Origin of the sequence: Schleiferilactobacillus harbinensis DSM 16991 (assembly GCF_000425885.1) — a bacterium.
GTDB classification, from domain to species: Bacteria; Bacillota; Bacilli; order Lactobacillales; family Lactobacillaceae; genus Schleiferilactobacillus; species Schleiferilactobacillus harbinensis.
The window spans coordinates 1-14,441 of record NZ_AUEH01000033.1 but is presented as its reverse complement, the minus strand read 5'-3'; the positions used below and the strand labels follow the sequence as shown (position 1 = coordinate 14,441).

At 53.2% G+C, this 14,441-nt stretch carries 12 protein-coding genes and 1 pseudogene; 4 read left to right on the top strand and 9 right to left on the bottom strand.

Annotation, left to right across the window (positions count from 1 at the left end):
• Nucleotides 1-17 precede the first annotated feature (17 nt).
• The 6 genes from pcrA to H627_RS17950 all read right to left on the bottom strand — a co-directional run bounded on the left by pcrA (nt 18) and on the right by H627_RS17950 (nt 7,826).
• Nucleotides 18-2,312 carry a DNA helicase PcrA gene (pcrA, locus tag H627_RS0110410; RefSeq protein ID WP_027828909.1) on the bottom strand — a complete coding sequence of 765 codons (2,295 nt, stop codon included), beginning with the start codon at nt 2,310-2,312 and terminating at the stop codon, nt 18-20.
• A 323-nt stretch (nt 2,313-2,635) separates the two neighbouring features.
• Nucleotides 2,636-3,934 carry an adenylosuccinate lyase gene (gene purB / locus H627_RS0110405; protein WP_027828908.1) on the bottom strand — a complete coding sequence of 433 codons (1,299 nt, stop codon included), beginning with the start codon at nt 3,932-3,934 and terminating at the stop codon, nt 2,636-2,638.
• Nucleotides 3,927-5,084, bottom strand: a complete 1,158-nt coding sequence (locus H627_RS17955; protein ID WP_051225355.1) for an ATP-grasp domain-containing protein — start codon at nt 5,082-5,084, stop codon at nt 3,927-3,929. The genes purB and H627_RS17955 overlap by 8 nt, the downstream gene beginning before the upstream one ends.
• Entirely contained in the window at nt 5,081-6,439 is a 1,359-nt protein-coding gene (locus H627_RS0110395) for a nucleobase:cation symporter-2 family protein (RefSeq protein WP_027828907.1), read from the bottom strand. Before H627_RS0110395 ends, H627_RS17955 begins: the two co-directional genes overlap by 4 nt.
• A complete protein-coding gene (locus tag H627_RS0110390; protein WP_027828906.1) occupies nt 6,423-7,025 on the bottom strand; it encodes a xanthine phosphoribosyltransferase in 603 nt (200 codons plus the stop codon). The genes H627_RS0110395 and H627_RS0110390 overlap by 17 nt, the downstream gene beginning before the upstream one ends.
• Before the next feature lie 111 nt (nt 7,026-7,136).
• A complete protein-coding gene (locus H627_RS17950) occupies nt 7,137-7,826 on the bottom strand; it encodes a glycoside hydrolase family 73 protein (protein WP_051225354.1) in 690 nt (229 codons plus the stop codon).
• A gap of 144 nt (nt 7,827-7,970) precedes the next feature.
• Here H627_RS17950 and H627_RS0110380 point away from each other — a divergent pair, with 144 nt between their 5' ends.
• Nucleotides 7,971-8,972: a Gfo/Idh/MocA family protein gene (locus H627_RS0110380; protein ID WP_027828905.1), complete on the top strand. Its 1,002-nt coding sequence runs from the start codon at nt 7,971-7,973 to the stop codon at nt 8,970-8,972.
• Between the two features lie 132 nt (nt 8,973-9,104).
• A pseudogene (locus tag H627_RS17945) lies at nt 9,105-10,538 on the top strand (MFS transporter).
• A gap of 45 nt (nt 10,539-10,583) precedes the next feature.
• Here H627_RS17945 and H627_RS19325 read toward each other — a convergent pair.
• The 3 genes from H627_RS19325 to H627_RS17935 form a co-directional block, all read right to left on the bottom strand.
• Nucleotides 10,584-11,342: a GNAT family N-acetyltransferase gene (locus H627_RS19325; protein WP_051225353.1), complete on the bottom strand. Its 759-nt coding sequence runs from the start codon at nt 11,340-11,342 to the stop codon at nt 10,584-10,586.
• Between the two features lie 67 nt (nt 11,343-11,409).
• A complete protein-coding gene (locus tag H627_RS0110365; protein ID WP_027828904.1) occupies nt 11,410-11,610 on the bottom strand; it encodes a cold-shock protein in 201 nt (66 codons plus the stop codon).
• A gap of 180 nt (nt 11,611-11,790) precedes the next feature.
• The gene (locus H627_RS17935; protein ID WP_051225352.1) at nt 11,791-12,756 is read right to left on the bottom strand and encodes an aromatic acid exporter family protein; all 966 of its coding nucleotides are present in this window, start codon (nt 12,754-12,756) and stop codon (nt 11,791-11,793) included.
• A 102-nt stretch (nt 12,757-12,858) separates the two neighbouring features.
• Between H627_RS17935 and H627_RS0110355 the strand changes: the two genes are divergently transcribed.
• Nucleotides 12,859-13,509 carry a hypothetical protein gene (locus H627_RS0110355; RefSeq protein ID WP_027828903.1) on the top strand — a complete coding sequence of 217 codons (651 nt, stop codon included), beginning with the start codon at nt 12,859-12,861 and terminating at the stop codon, nt 13,507-13,509.
• 31 nt (nt 13,510-13,540) lie between these two features.
• Nucleotides 13,541-14,362: a hypothetical protein gene (locus H627_RS0110350; RefSeq protein ID WP_027828902.1), complete on the top strand. Its 822-nt coding sequence runs from the start codon at nt 13,541-13,543 to the stop codon at nt 14,360-14,362.
• Nucleotides 14,363-14,441 lie beyond the last annotated feature (79 nt).

The window sequence follows — 14,441 nt, the reverse complement described above, 5'->3', positions numbered from 1 at the left end:
ATGATGCTCCTCTCCGATCAGTCTTTTTCTACTTTTTGAATGGGGGCAAAGGCCACCAGTAATTTCTTGATCCCGACATCCGGGAAGGCAATAGTTAATGTTAAATCATCCTGCTTGCCAGCGACAGCGACTACGGTACCGATACCCCAGGCCTTATGACTGACCTTGTCGCCCACTGCCCAATTGCGCACTTGAGCGGCAGGGGTCTGCTGCTGGCTGGCGACTTTCGTGACCTTGAATTGGCCCTTGTCCCGATGGCCGCTGTAAGTGTAGGACGAGGCACCATAGGTCGCCGCCTGAGCGCGTTCATCCCGGCGCCGGGCAAAGGGCAGCTCGGTATCGCTCTTGGGCGCCGGGCTTTCCTGCAAAATGTTGTCGCTCTTGATCAGTTCCGCCGGAATCTCGGCGATAAACCGAGACGGCGGATTGCTGCTGGTTCGGCCATAAAGCATCCGAGAATAGGCATTGGTCAAATACAACTGCTTCTGGGCGCGGGTGATTCCCACGTAAGCAAGCCGCCGTTCCTCTTCCAGCTCATTCTCATCCATGGCCGCTCGGCTCAGCGGGAAAAGATTTTCTTCCATACCGATCATGAAAACTACCGGAAATTCCAACCCCTTCGCCGCGTGCAGCGTCATCAAGGTAACCTGGGTCTCTTCTTCTGCAATATCGTCTTGATCTGACAGCAGAGCCACGTTGGCCGCAAAGTCCGTCAGCATATCACTATCCTCAGACTCCGGTTGATAATTATTGTCGAACTCGCTGGTGACGGAAATAAATTCCTGCAAGTTTTCCAGTCGACTCTGGGCCTCATCGGTGTGCGCTGCTTCCAATTCTTTAGTATACCCGGAATCGTCCAAAATGCCTTGGGCGATCTGAGTCACCGTCGCCTCGCCCTTCATGGCTGCCAGTTTATCCATAAATTGCGTGAACTGTTCGATGCCATGCACTGCCCGGCCGCCAATCGGCGTCAACTGCACCGAGTGGGCCGCTTCCAGCATCGTCATATCATGTTCGTCGGCAAATTGGCGCAACTTATCCACTGAACCAGCACCCACGCCGCGCTTGGGCACGTTAATGATCCGCGTCAAACTCATATCATCTGCCGGATTCACGAGTAAGCGGATATAGGCCAGGACATCCCGGATTTCTTTCCGGTCATAGAACCGATTGCCGCCCACGATCTTATAGGGAATGTTGGATTGCAGCAAGGTTTCTTCCAGCACCCGGGATTGGGCGTTGGTCCGGTAGAGCACAGCAAAATCGCCATAGTGATAGTGGCTGGAGTCCATCAGTTCCTGAATATTTCGAATGACAAAGTAGGCCTCGTCTTTTTCGCTTTGGCCGCGATAATACTCGATCGGTTCGCCGGTGTTGTTTTCAGTCCACAATTCCTTGGGCCGGCGATTCGTATTATTGCCGATGACCGCGTTGGCTGCCTGCAAAATGGTCTTCGTGGACCGATAATTCTGTTCCAGGAGGATCGTTTTGGCATCGGGATAGTCTTTCTCGAAATCTAAGATATTCTCCATGTTGGCGCCCCGCCAGCCATAAATACTCTGATCGGCATCGCCGACAACACATAGGTTGCGGTATTTGGCAGCCAGCAAAGCCACCAGCTGATACTGGGCTTCGTTAGTATCCTGGTATTCATCCACGTGGATATATTGGAATTTATCCTGGTAATAGGCAAGTACATTCGGATTCAGTTTGAACAGCCGAATCGTCTGCATGATCAGATCATCAAAATCCATGGCCTGATTGAGGTGGAGCTGCTGCTGATAGTTTTTATAGATTCGTGCGGCGACCTTTTCAAAAGGCGATACCGCACTCTTTTCATAATCTTGGGGATTGACCAGATTGTTTTTGGCATTCGAAATTGCCCCAAGCAGGGCCTTGGGGTCGTATTGCTTGGGGTCGATATTAGCTTCCCGCAATAGTCGTTTGACCATCGTCAGCTGTTCCCCGCTGTCAGCGATGGTAAAGGAACGAGAATAGCCGATGGCATCGGCTTCCCGGCGGAGGATACGGACACACAGGGCGTGGAAGGTCGAAACCCACACCGAATTTTCTTCTTCGCCCAGGAGGCGGGCAATCCGTTCTTTCATTTCTTTGGCTGCTTTATTGGTAAACGTGATGGCCAGAATATGCCACGGTTTGACATCCTTATTTTTGATCAGATAGGCCACCCGGTGGGTGAGGACCCGGGTCTTGCCAGAGCCGGCCCCGGCCATGATCAGTACAGGTCCTTCCGTGAGCTGCACGGCCTCTGCTTGTTTGTCATTTAATTTTGCCAGTAAATCTTGGGCCATGAAAATAAAGTCTCCTATTCTGTGTGTCTGTTTCTGAGTTTGTCTTCATCGTTAACAAAAACTGGGACAAAAGTAAGCACTGCATGCACTGCCGTGCCAATGCTCCGCAATCTCCGGTTGATTGGGGCTGGAACGTGGTGACGGCGCTTTGAGCCCGCAAAAACCGCGGTCTCAAAGTCGCCTAACCACATCGGCGGCAGAGCCGCCGTGTGGTTTCCACCACTGAGCCCCATCAACCTCCGATTGCTGCGCATTGGCACTCGGTACACCGAGCAAGACTTTTGTCCCAGCCAATCTTAGGAGTCAATTATACGTCAGTTCAATCAATCGTCCAAACCCAACCGGGCAAAGATGTCGTCCACATGGCGCAGGTGCCAGTGGTAATCAAAGGCGGCATCCAGATCTTTCTTGCTGAGCCGTTCGGTGATCTTCGGATCGGCTTCCAGCAAGCCGCGGAAGGAGCGCTGCTCGTCCCAAGCTTGGGCAGTCTTGGGTTGGACGAGGTCGTAAGCGGCCTCGCGGCTCATGCCGGTTTCGATCAAGGCCAGCAGAACACGTTGGGAATAGATCAGCCCGTGGGTAATATTCATGTCGGCTTTCATCTTTTCCGGGAAGACGGTCAAAGTCTCCGTGATCTTGGCAAAACGGTGAAGAATATAGTCCAGCGCTTCGGTGGTATCCGGTAAAATAATTCGTTCAGCGGAAGAGTGGGAAATATCCCGCTCATGCCATAACGGCACATCCTCTAGTGCGGTCAGTGCATGGCCGCGAATAACCCGAGCCAGCCCAGTGACATTTTCAGAACCAATGGGATTGCGCTTGTGGGGCATGGCTGAAGACCCCTTCTGTCCCGCGGCGAAGAATTCTTCGACCTCGCGCACTTCAGTCCGCTGCAAGTGGCGGATTTCCAAGGCAAACCGCTCGATGGACGTGGCAATAATCGCCATCACGCCAACGTATTCGGCGTGCAGATCCCGGGGCAAAACTTGGGTGGAAATGTCCTGCGCACGCAAGCCGAGATTCTTAGTAACGTATTCCTCCACCGCCGGCGGCGTATTAGCAAAGGTGCCGACTGCACCGGAAATCTTACCAGCCTCGACCCCTGCCGCGGCATGGTCGAAACGCTCGATATCCCGCTGGATCTCGGCGTACCAGTTGGCTAGTACCAGACCGAACGTCGTGGGTTCGGCGTGTACCCCATGGGTCCGGCCAATCATGACGGTATACTTATATTCTTTGGCTTTAGCCGCCACGACATCCCGCAAATGAAGCAGGTCGGCCTTAATGATCTCGTTAGCCTGTTTCATCAGATAGCCATAAGCCGTGTCCACGACATCCGTAGAAGTTAGGCCATAGTGGACCCATTTCTTTTCCGGGCCAAGGCTTTCGGACACTGTGCGCGTGAAGGCCACCACGTCGTGCCGGGTGATTTCTTCTAAGCGGGCAACTTCTTTGGCGTCAACTCGGGCATTCTTGGCCACTGCATCAGCCTCTGCCTGGGGAATTTCGCCCAGCTTGGCCCAGGCCTGCACGGCCAGAATCTCCACTTTCAACCAAGCGGCATACTTGTTATCTTCGGTCCAGATTTGACCCATTTCGGGGCGTACGTAACGATCAATCATCAGTAGTCGGCTTCTCCTTATCTTGAATGTGCCAGATGCCCAAAGCTTCCACTCGGGCAATTACATTTTCCAACTCCCAGGCGGTAAAGGACGCAAAGCCCACCGGGGCATCCGGCGCCAGATCACCGCGCTGGGGATAAAAGCTGAAGTGCGTGTTTGGCTGCGTGCGGATCAATTCAATGGCCTTCGCCAAGGTGTTGGGCGATATGGTCACCGTGACGCCGGCCCGATCCAGCTTGGGTTCTGGGATCGACCAATCGCAGACCGCCCGTAAATGCAATTCATAGGGCGAATATCCTGTCGTATATTCCAAAACATTGGCGCTGCCCCGGGGACCTGGAAATAAGCGGGCGACATAGAGCACGCCCGCCGCGGTGAGAAAATAAGTCACGCCAAAAACGCCCACGTAATGTACCTTGTCCCCCAGCAAGCGGGCAATTCGGCGAATCTCGTGGTTGGTCGCCGCATCAATGCGGGCTGGCATGATGGAGGCCTGCAATTGATGGGCGGGGCTGTACATGTTTTCGATCGTAGGATACACAGTCACCGCACCGTCTGCAGTTTTGACCGCCAACACGGACAATTCTCGGGCTTTGGGTACCCAAGATTCTAGGATCGCGGTGGCACCATCAAAGTAATCGGCCGCCGCCTCCAAATCATTCTCATTGTACAGAATACGCTGTTTCTTAGGACCCAAACCCTTTTGCGTCGGCTTCAACACCGCCGGGTACCCGATGGATTCAATTTCCCGCCGAACATCATCCAAATTGACCACCATTGCGTAAGGGGCGGTATTCAGATTCTGATCTTCAAAGAAAACCTTCTCCATATAGCGATCCTGGGTAATGCTGAGAATATCAATGCCCTGAGGCAGGCGATCATGATCGCTGATCCCTTTGAGCAGATCAGTGTTGATGTTTTCGTCTGCATAAACGATCACCTGACTCATATCGGCCAAGTCGGAAAAAGGCAGCGGATTAGACAAATCGCCAAATAGTGCAAAGTCAGCCGCGGCCAAGGCCGGATCGTTCGCGGTGGCGGTGAGCACTGCGGGGTGCAGCCCCATCTGCCGCGCTGCCAGCGTCAAGGTGTAACTGTCAATGCCGCCCCCAATGATGCCAATGGTTTGGTTTGGCGCAATAAAGCTCATGCGTTTCCATGTCCTTTCCCATCATCCGCATCTTCATTTAAGCCGGCGGTCTCCGCCAGTTCAGGATGCCGTTGATGCTGAAAAATCGTGTTCAGAAGAACGGACGAAATCGTCGCGATGACGATCCCATTGCCTAAGAGTAATTGTAACGTCTTCGGCAGCGCTTGGAAAATTGTCGGTGTAACGGTCACACCCAGGCCTAATCCAATGGAAACAGCGGCGACCAGCAAGTTGTGATCTTGGGTAAAATCAACCTGCTGCAGCATTCGAACCCCCTGCATGGCCACCATCCCAAACATGACGATCATCGCGCCGCCCAGGACCGGTGCGGGAATAATTGTCGCCAGAGCGCCAACCTTAGGCAGCAGTCCCAGCAGGATCAGGAAACCGGCCGCCCAATAGATCGGCCGTTTGGTCTTAATCCCCGACAACTGAACCAGGCCAACGTTTTGAGAAAAGGCGGTATACGGGAAGGTGTTGAAAAAACCACCGAGAATAATGGCCAAACCCTCGGCCCGGTATCCCTTCTTCAAGTCATCAGCTTGAATCTTACGTTCCGTAATATCCCCCAGTGCAAAGTATACGCCGGTGGATTCCACCATGGAGACTAACGACACCAGGATCATCGTCAGGATGGACGACCACTCAAAATGCGGTGTTTCAAAGTAATTAAATTGCGGGAAATGGAACCAGTCCGCAGTGAGCACTGGCGTCAATGACACCATGCCCAGCGCACCGGCCACCAGGGTGCCCACGACGAGCCCAACCAGCACCGCAATGCTGTGCAGAAAGCCCTTGGCCCAGACGTTGAGCGCCAGGATGATCAAGGCCGTGAGAAAGCCCAGGGTGAGGTTTTTTGCGTCACCAAAGGTCTTGGCACTGAGATCACCGCCGCCCAGGTTTTGGAAAGCCACGGGAATCAGTGACAAACCGATAACGGTAATCACGGTTCCTGTGACCAATGGCGGGAACAGGCGCTTGAGTTTGGCAAATGCCCCGGCAATCAAAAACACGAACAAGCCGGCGGCAATGATTGAGCCGTACATAGTCCCGATGGTGAAGCGCTGACCAATCAGTTTCAACGGTTCCACCGCCTGAATGGCACAGCCGAGAATGACCGGCAGACCAATACCGAAAAAGCGGTTGGCATGCACTTGCAGCAGCGTTGCCACGCCGCACATGAAGATATCGATTGAGACCAAATAGGTCATCTGCTTGGCCGAAAAGCCCATGGCCGAGCCGATCAGTAACGGAACGAGAACTGAGCCGGAATACATCGCCAACAAATGCTGGATGCCAAGCACAGCGGCTTGGGGTTGAGATACTTCAACGATGTCGTTAGGCTTCTGCGCCATCGGGATTCTCCTGTTCTTCTGTGAAGACCACTTGACCGTCCTTGAATTCTTTGATCCGGGCGAGTGAATAAACCGGAATGTCCCGCTTATCCAACAACTGGCGGCCCTTTTGGAACGTCTTTTCAATGACAATACCCACGCCGAGCAGCTGCGCGCCAGCTTGGTTAATGATATCGATCAGCCCTTCCACAGCCTGACCATTCGCTAAGAAATCATCAATGATCAAGACCTTATCATCGGCGCTCAAAAATTTGCGGGCAATGGCGATATGGTTGCTCACCTTTTTCGTGTAAGAATACACGACCGACGTGAACATATATTCCTTGAGTGTCACCGACTTATGTTTGCGGGCAAAAACCACTGGAACCTTGAAGGCATAACCGGTGAATACCGCCGGGGCGATCCCTGAGGATTCCACGGTGAGAATCTTGGTGACTGGCTGGTCGGCGAAATGGCGCTGAAATTCTTTGCCAACCTCAGCCATCAATTCTGGATCCACCTGATGGTTTAAAAAACTGTCGACTTTCAGTACATCGCCAGGGAGTACCTGACCATCTTCGCGAATCCTTTGTTCCAACAACTTCATTATATTGTATCCTCCATTCAGTGATTATGCCGCAAAAGCGAACAATTATTGAAAAATAGTGCTTTAAATTAACTTATACATTACCACAAAGTGCCCTATAAATACCACCGGTCAGCGGCTGCTAGCGCTCGCCTGACTGGTTTGACCGGCCGCCGCCGGATCATATTTGGTCAACCCATAAGTGGCAATGATTTCAATCAGCTTACTGGCATAATCTGGATCAGTGGCATACCCGTCTGCCTGCAGCGCCTTGGCTTGAGTCTTGTAATCCTGAGCAGCCAGGACCCGTTGGTACTGCTGCGCATTCCAGGTCGTGCCCCGGGTAAACAGCTGGGCATGATCGGTGATCGACTGGGCATAGGATGCATAGACCCGAAAGCGCGCCTTGATCGTCTGCCATTCACCGTTGATGTACTCCTGTGTCGTCATTTCCTTGGTGTTGGCGGGATTGGTGCCTTTGACGCCAAAAAGATTGTTATATTCGGCAGAAAGCGAACTTTCACCCCAGTCTGATTCAAGGATGGCTTGAGCAATTGTAATGCTTGGAAAAATCTTATATTGACTGTAAAGTGACTGCGCAGTGGGCGCCACTTTCGCAATGAAGGCCTGTTTGCGCCGCACCTCAGCAGCCTTCGCCGCGGAGGCCTGGGCAGCCTGCTCTTCATCAGTATGGTGTACATACCACATCGCGCCGCCAACGGTCACCCCGCCCACGAGCAGCAGGGCGAGTAACGTATAAACGATGATCGCTGAAACCGTATTGTGGTGCCCATAACTTTTGCGCCGTCTGCCTTTGGCCAATTGAATACCTCGCTTTCCTGACTGCTTTAATTGTACCAAGGATCACCTTGAATGTGTTTCCCTTGGCCGATGCTTTTGTTACGATAGGGACAGGTATCAGTGTACCCGAAGAATATTGCATTTTCTTTAAAGGAGAGCAAATTAATGACGAACAATTTGAATGTGGTGATCCTCGGGCTCGGCGGAATCGCCCATGCCTTTGCCCAGGATGCTGCTAATGTGGCCGGAACGACCCTGTATGGGGCCGCTTCGCGCGCACTGCCCAAGGCCCAGGAATTCGCTGATCAGTATCACATCCCACATGCTTATGGCAGTTACGAAGACGCCATTGCCGATGCGGCTGTAGATGCTGTCTACATCGCGACGCCCCACCGCTTCCATTTTTCAGAAATCATGGCGGCGCTGCGTGCTGGCAAACATGTTCTGTCCGAAAAAGCGATCGTGATGAGCAGTCACGAGTTGCGCCAAGTATCGGCTCTGGCTAAGAAACAGAATAAAGTTGTGATGGAAGCCCAAACGATTTACCACATGCCGCTGTATGCCCAGTTGCGGGCGATGCAACAGGCCGACGTCTTTGGCGATATCCGGGTGATCGATGTGATGTTTGGCTCCAATAACTCGAATACCGATCCCAATTCCCGGCTATTGGACCCGCAATTGGCCGGCGGGGCCTTACTCGATATCGGCGTCTATGCGCTAAGTGCAGCGCGGATGTTCCAGCCGGATGCTCCTCAGCTGTTGAATACCACCATGAAAATGGGCCCAACCAGCGTTGATGATCGGTCTGTGGCCAGCTTCACCAATAATTACGGTATTCTGACCAACGTATCCTTGAGTTTCTACGGCCGCCTGCCTAAGCAAATCAGTGTGGCCACCACCAAGGGCATGCTGACGATCATGGATTATCCCCGGGCCCAGGCAGCCGTGTTCACAGATATCAATCGAAAAGCCACTACGATCACCACTGGGGAAACTAACAAGGCGATGGCCTATGAATTAGCCGATTTCGCGGAGGCCTGCCAAAACCCCAGCGCTCACCGGGATGATTGGCAATGGACGACGGAAGTCATGGACGCGATGACCGCGATACGCCGGTCATGGGGCTATCTGTATCCATTTGAAGATAATTCTGCGTTTCAACAATAATTGAATGTCCTGACACTGCCAAAAGTCAGACTGTGGTCTGGCTTTTTTGCATGGCGGCCGGTAAGTAATTTGCATGCTTTTTCTGAATTTCCGGTCCATAATGATGGCAATTTACAGGGGGGATGATTTCTCATGCAGCAAACGACAACTCAGCCCACGGTGGACCCGCACCGCTGGGCAGTGATCATTATCTTAGGAATCTTCGCGTTCATGTCGAACTTGGACTCATCGATCGTCAACATTGCCATCCCCGTCATGACCTGGGACCTGCATGTACCAGCGAGTCAAATGGAATGAATCGTCTCCCTCTACCTCATTGTATTGAGTGCCCTGCTTCTACTGTTCGGCAAGCTGGGCGATCTGTGGGGCAAGGAGAAGATCTTCAAACTCGGGACGTTCGTCTTTGTTTTGGGCTCCGCCATGTCCGGAACGCCGCTAGGCTTTAATTTCCTGCTATTGGGCCGGTTCGTCCAAGCGGTCGGCGGGGCCATGACCTTGGCGAACACTTACGGCATCGTCACCGCTGAATTTCCCATCAAGGAACGAGGCCGGGCGATGGGTACCGTTGGGACATTTGTCGCCCTGGGCGCCGTCGCCGGTCCCGGCCTAGGCGGTTTGATTCTCGCCGTGAGCAGCTGGCCGTATATTTTCTGGATCAATATGCCAATTGGCGTGATTGCCTTGATTTTCGCCTTGCGTCTCATGCATGCCGGCCCGGCACCGGTGAAAGGCGGCGTGGACTGGGGCGGCTTCCTGACCCAAGCCGTAGCGATCGGCGCGGGTTTCTGGGGCTTGAATATGAGCCAGCAAATGGGCTTCACTCCGCTGATCTGGGGCTTGCTCGGGATTGCCATCGTTGCGCTGATCGGCTTCTTTATCGTTGAAAATTGCGTGCACGAACCGCTCCTGCCGCTGCGGATCTTCAAAAACGCCCTGTTCTCCGGCGGCGTTGGCGCGGTCTACTTGGTGTTTGTCGTCCAATTCTTCATGACCGTCTTAATGCCCTTCTATCTTGAAGATACCCTGCGTCTGCCCGCGGGCATGGCCGGCGCGCTGCTGACACTGTATCCATTGACCATGGTGTTCTTCGCGCCTTTGGGCGGTTATCTGGCCGACCGGATGAACATTGCACTGGTCGGTTTGATTGGTGCTGCGTTGATCGGTTTGGCCGACGTCCTGTATCTTTTCCTGCCGCTAAGCGGCGGCATCGTGCTTTATGGGGTGGCTACCGTGCTGCTGGGCATGGGAACCGGATTGTTCCAGTCACCGTTGGGCGATATCGTCATGTCGGTGGTGCCGAAAACAGATTTAGGAATCACCGGGAGCTTCAATGCGCTGGCGCGAAACCTGGGCATGGTGACCGGCACTGCTGCGTCCGCCAGTATCCTCTTCGGGGTGATGTCTGCCCATTTGGGAAAGCGGGTCACCACTTATCCCGCTGGTCAGGACAGCGTCTTCCTCAGTGCCTTGCACACCGCCTTTGGTATTGCTGTGGTGGTAGCCGTATTGGCAGTCCTGGTGCTGGCCTGGATGATGCCGAAAATCAAAAAGGCTGACTTGAAATAGTCAGCCGGATAACGACTGCTCGTTGCCAGTCTCGCTGACAACGGGCTATTTATTTCCCCGGAAATAATTGGCCGGTACCACATACGCCGGATAGGCACGGCGCCAATACCGCCAAAGCGCAGCTAAATCAGTATCCGCCGCCAGCGGCTGAGGATTCAAGAGGGCCGCCCATTGGTTGAGCGCAAAATCAAAGGCCGCGCCGACGAACGTCAATGTTTGGGCCTGCTTCACCGGCGCGAGAGACCACCCCATCGTGCCATCACCCGTTGCCACCGGCCAGGGCGCCAGCGGCTGAGTGACCGCCAGCGGTTGCCAAATAGCGGCAGTTGTGGGCACAACCCAGTGCGGCAAGGGCTTCAATAACCGCTTAAAGACGATCATATTCTGCAATGGTCCCCATTGATCCTCGATCGGCGCTGCATATTGGCTGAAGAAAAAAGGGCGGATATGATCTGGGCAAAAGCCGTTCTTAAGATAGAAACGAAGCTGCGCCGGTCCTGTATCGCCAGTACCCACGGTCAGTGTCCACCAGCCGCGGCGGGCATAAGCGGCGATGAGTGCCTGCAAAAAGGCATTGCCGGTCCCCTGCTGTTGATGCGCCGGGGCGACAGCGATCGCCATCAGCTCCCCCTCGTAAGGATTAACGACCCGTACGGCGGCCGCGCCGACGGTTGTGTTGGCCACCGTCCACAGCCAGCGTTCTGTTTGCTCAATATAGCGCGCCAGCATTGCCTCATCTTCATCAGCTAACAAAAACAAGTCCTTGTACTGGTGCCAATCGCCAGTCATCCGCTCCAGTCCCATGATCTGCTTCCTTTCCACGAAAAAAGAGGCGCTGAAGCGCCTCCGTTCTTTGAGCATGTGTCAAAAATTAGTCTTTTACAACGTTGACAGCTTGAGGTCCACGGTCGCTTTGTTCAACATCGAAAGTTACGCCTTGGCCCTCTTCGAGGGTCTTGTAGCCATCGCCTTGAATTGCGGAGAAGTGAACGAATACATCGCTACCATCTTCGCGAGTGATAAAGCCATAACCTTTTTCAGCGTTAAACCATTTGACAGTTCCATGTTCCATGAGAACTTCCTCCTTGATTGGTAAAAAATTGTGCATCTTTTGTTTGGTACTGGAAGAAAGTCTTTTGAAAACATTCGAACCGTAACCATTCAAAAAGTACATCATAATAATACCATGCACCGCGCGAGAAAGTAAAGTCAGAACGCTCAAAATCGTAATGAAAAAGAGCGCTACCAAGTCTTATTTGTTCTGGCTTGCCACGATCTTATCGAAGGCGTCTTTCAAGCGGAGCATTTGCCGCAAAAAAATCAAATACGATGTCGCGGCCGCTTGTTGGGCAAACTGCTTGCGCGTTTCTGGCAAACTCATCGCGGCCAGATCATCTTGCAGCCGTTCGATTGCCGCCAGCACCGGCGGAATCGGGTTGTTCTTGCGATCCCGTTTGGTCAAATCCACCAGCAGCCGCCCCATTTGCTGGTGCTGAGGCATTTCAGCCAACCGCGTATCCAACAGCAGCTGCATTTGACGCAACAACTCATACTGATTGTTGCGCATTTCAAAATATGCCGCATAGTACTCGTTATCGTCAAAAAGCTGATTGGCCTGATGCCGGGCTGTCCAAGCGGTCCCCTCATTGATGGCCTGCTTCAAGCTGCTCAAATGCCCCCATAAAGTATGCTGCGCTTCCACGCTGGTTTCTCCAGATATCAGCAGCGTGCCCTGCAGCCGCAACACGGTGATCAGCTCCTTTTCGACCCCTTCAACATGGAAAGAAATCTGATCGGTCAAATTCGGCATGAACAGATTGAAGAAAAGCCCGGTCAACGCGGCAATCACCAAAACGGATAATTGATTCAGCAAAATCGCCACCGTGATCGGTTTGACCACCAGCAGCGGTAAAACAAATACCGCACTGCCAATCATGGTATCCTGCAAGTCGACCAAGTTCGACAGGGCAATATACAGGAGCAGCCAAACGGCAAATGCCAGCGGTGCGTAGGGAATCCATGTGAAAAGCCCCCAGGCCAGCACCAACCCGACTACCGTCGCCACGGTTTGGAAAAGCGCCAGCCGCACGGTGGCCCGGGTTGTGGTGGCAATCATCAGCATGCTGACGATTCCGGCCAGGGACCAATAATCCAAATGCAGCGCGGCGGCAATGGCCATCGCAATTCCAGCCGTCAGTGCCGTTTTGATCGTCCGCATTCCTATTCTCATGAGCGTTGTTCCTCTGTCATTGTGACCATCGTCCTTCCTACCATATATGGTATTATATACGTAACACGGGAATTGAAGGAAGGGTCACGTATGCGCCATGTGAATTTGGGAAGAATTGGGTTAATTGGTATGCTGTTTCTGCTCATTGGCGGGATCAGCGCGTGCGAGCGGCGCCCGCTGACAGATAAAGCACAAATCCAGGCGTCAGCCACCACAGTGACCAACACGATTCAGGATCAGGGCAAAGAGCTGACAGCAATTACCAATAGTTTGGAAAAGAGCCAATCACTCTATGTCACCGAGCACAAGGAAAAGCCCAACGAAAATTTACTGCAAAATAAGCAAAGCGACGTGTATGCCAACTTTGCCAAGCGCACCACGGCCATGACCACACTGACAGCTGAATACAAGAAATTGAGCGACGCCGAGAACACCTTGAGCAGCTTTGCCAAATCCAAATCGCCCAACCTGCCGACGGAAAAGATTCAAGATCTCGTGCAAAGCCTAAAAATCATTGGCCTGGACCATGATACATTCACCCAATTCATGGATGAATTTACCAAGGCGGAGCAGAAATTCTACGCGGATACCGCAGATATGACCGATGAAAAAGAGCTGGATACTGCAATGGGCCGCCTGAGTCAATATTACGGTGCCTTGTACCAGCAAATGGAAATCATGCAGGCCAATCTCACCACGGCGCGGCAGCAAAGCCGCGAGTTGCTGCAGGAACTGAAATAAGAAATTTGTTCGCCTAGGGGGGAGGAGCAAATTGAAACTCATTGCTTTAATTTGTTTTATTGGGGGATTAGTTGCCCTATTGGTCATCGTCACGGTTTGGATCGTGACCGCCCGGCAACGGCGGCGACCGAGTCGGCGAATTGATGCCAGCTGGAGCCGCCGGCAAAAGCAGCTGCGGCGCCGTATCCATTGGTGCCAAGGGGCGACCGTCCTCGCCAGCTCGTTTGTTGTGCTGGCCTTGCTTGGGGTGATTATGACGGCCGCTGACGATTCGGCAGCCCAAAGCACGTCATCCTTGGCCCTAAGCCGGGCCAGACGGGATGCCCGTTCGCGGGCTAAATCAGAGTCTAAAACCGACCGCAATTCGCGCTCGTCCGCCAGTAAATCAGGCAACAGTTTGCTGCCGTCCAGTTCGTCATCATCGTCTTTCCCATCCTCGTCGTCGAGCGCCCCATCTTCATCTTCTTCTTCGTCGTCAGCTGCATCGTCTTCGCAGGCTGCGGCAAGCAGCAGTCAACCAGCGGCCACGCCGACTTTAAGCGGGGCCAGCGAAGAATTTGCCAATACATTACATCGTGCGGTCGCCCTTTCCGGCGGTACTGTGACCGCGATGGATTTCCCAGCAAGCGCAGACGGCAGCGTGGCGCAGGTCATCATTACCGTCAGCAGTGCTATTGCTGATCAAAATACACAGGACAAAACAAGCTATGCTGAATCAGCTTTAACTGAGGTTCAGCGGGTAGCCAAACAATACGGCGTCGCTGTGCCGCCTGTCGTGATCAAGGCCGCAAACGGAACGCCACTTGCCAAGAGCAGCAGCGATAATTCGCAAATGACACTAGGGAGTGTCTGAAAATCCCGAAATCCTGTATACTTCTTGTTAAAAACAAAACGGAGTGTGCAGGATGGTTATACCCAAACGTTATGAAGTA

Coding starts and splice junctions, on each gene's coding strand:
- pcrA (WP_027828909.1), bottom strand. CDS start 2,312: ATGGCCCAAGATTTACTGGCAAAATTAAATGACAAACAAGCAGAGGCC.
- purB (WP_027828908.1), bottom strand. CDS start 3,934: ATGATTGATCGTTACGTACGCCCCGAAATGGGTCAAATCTGGACCGAA.
- H627_RS17955 (WP_051225355.1), bottom strand. CDS start 5,084: ATGAGCTTTATTGCGCCAAACCAAACCATTGGCATCATTGGGGGCGGC.
- H627_RS0110395 (WP_027828907.1), bottom strand. CDS start 6,439: ATGGCGCAGAAGCCTAACGACATCGTTGAAGTATCTCAACCCCAAGCC.
- H627_RS0110390 (WP_027828906.1), bottom strand. CDS start 7,025: ATGAAGTTGTTGGAACAAAGGATTCGCGAAGATGGTCAGGTACTCCCT.
- H627_RS0110380 (WP_027828905.1), top strand. CDS start 7,971: ATGACGAACAATTTGAATGTGGTGATCCTCGGGCTCGGCGGAATCGCC.
- H627_RS19325 (WP_051225353.1), bottom strand. CDS start 11,342: ATGGGACTGGAGCGGATGACTGGCGATTGGCACCAGTACAAGGACTTG.
- H627_RS0110365 (WP_027828904.1), bottom strand. CDS start 11,610: ATGGAACATGGAACTGTCAAATGGTTTAACGCTGAAAAAGGTTATGGC.
- H627_RS17935 (WP_051225352.1), bottom strand. CDS start 12,756: ATGCGGACGATCAAAACGGCACTGACGGCTGGAATTGCGATGGCCATT.
- H627_RS0110355 (WP_027828903.1), top strand. CDS start 12,859: ATGCGCCATGTGAATTTGGGAAGAATTGGGTTAATTGGTATGCTGTTT.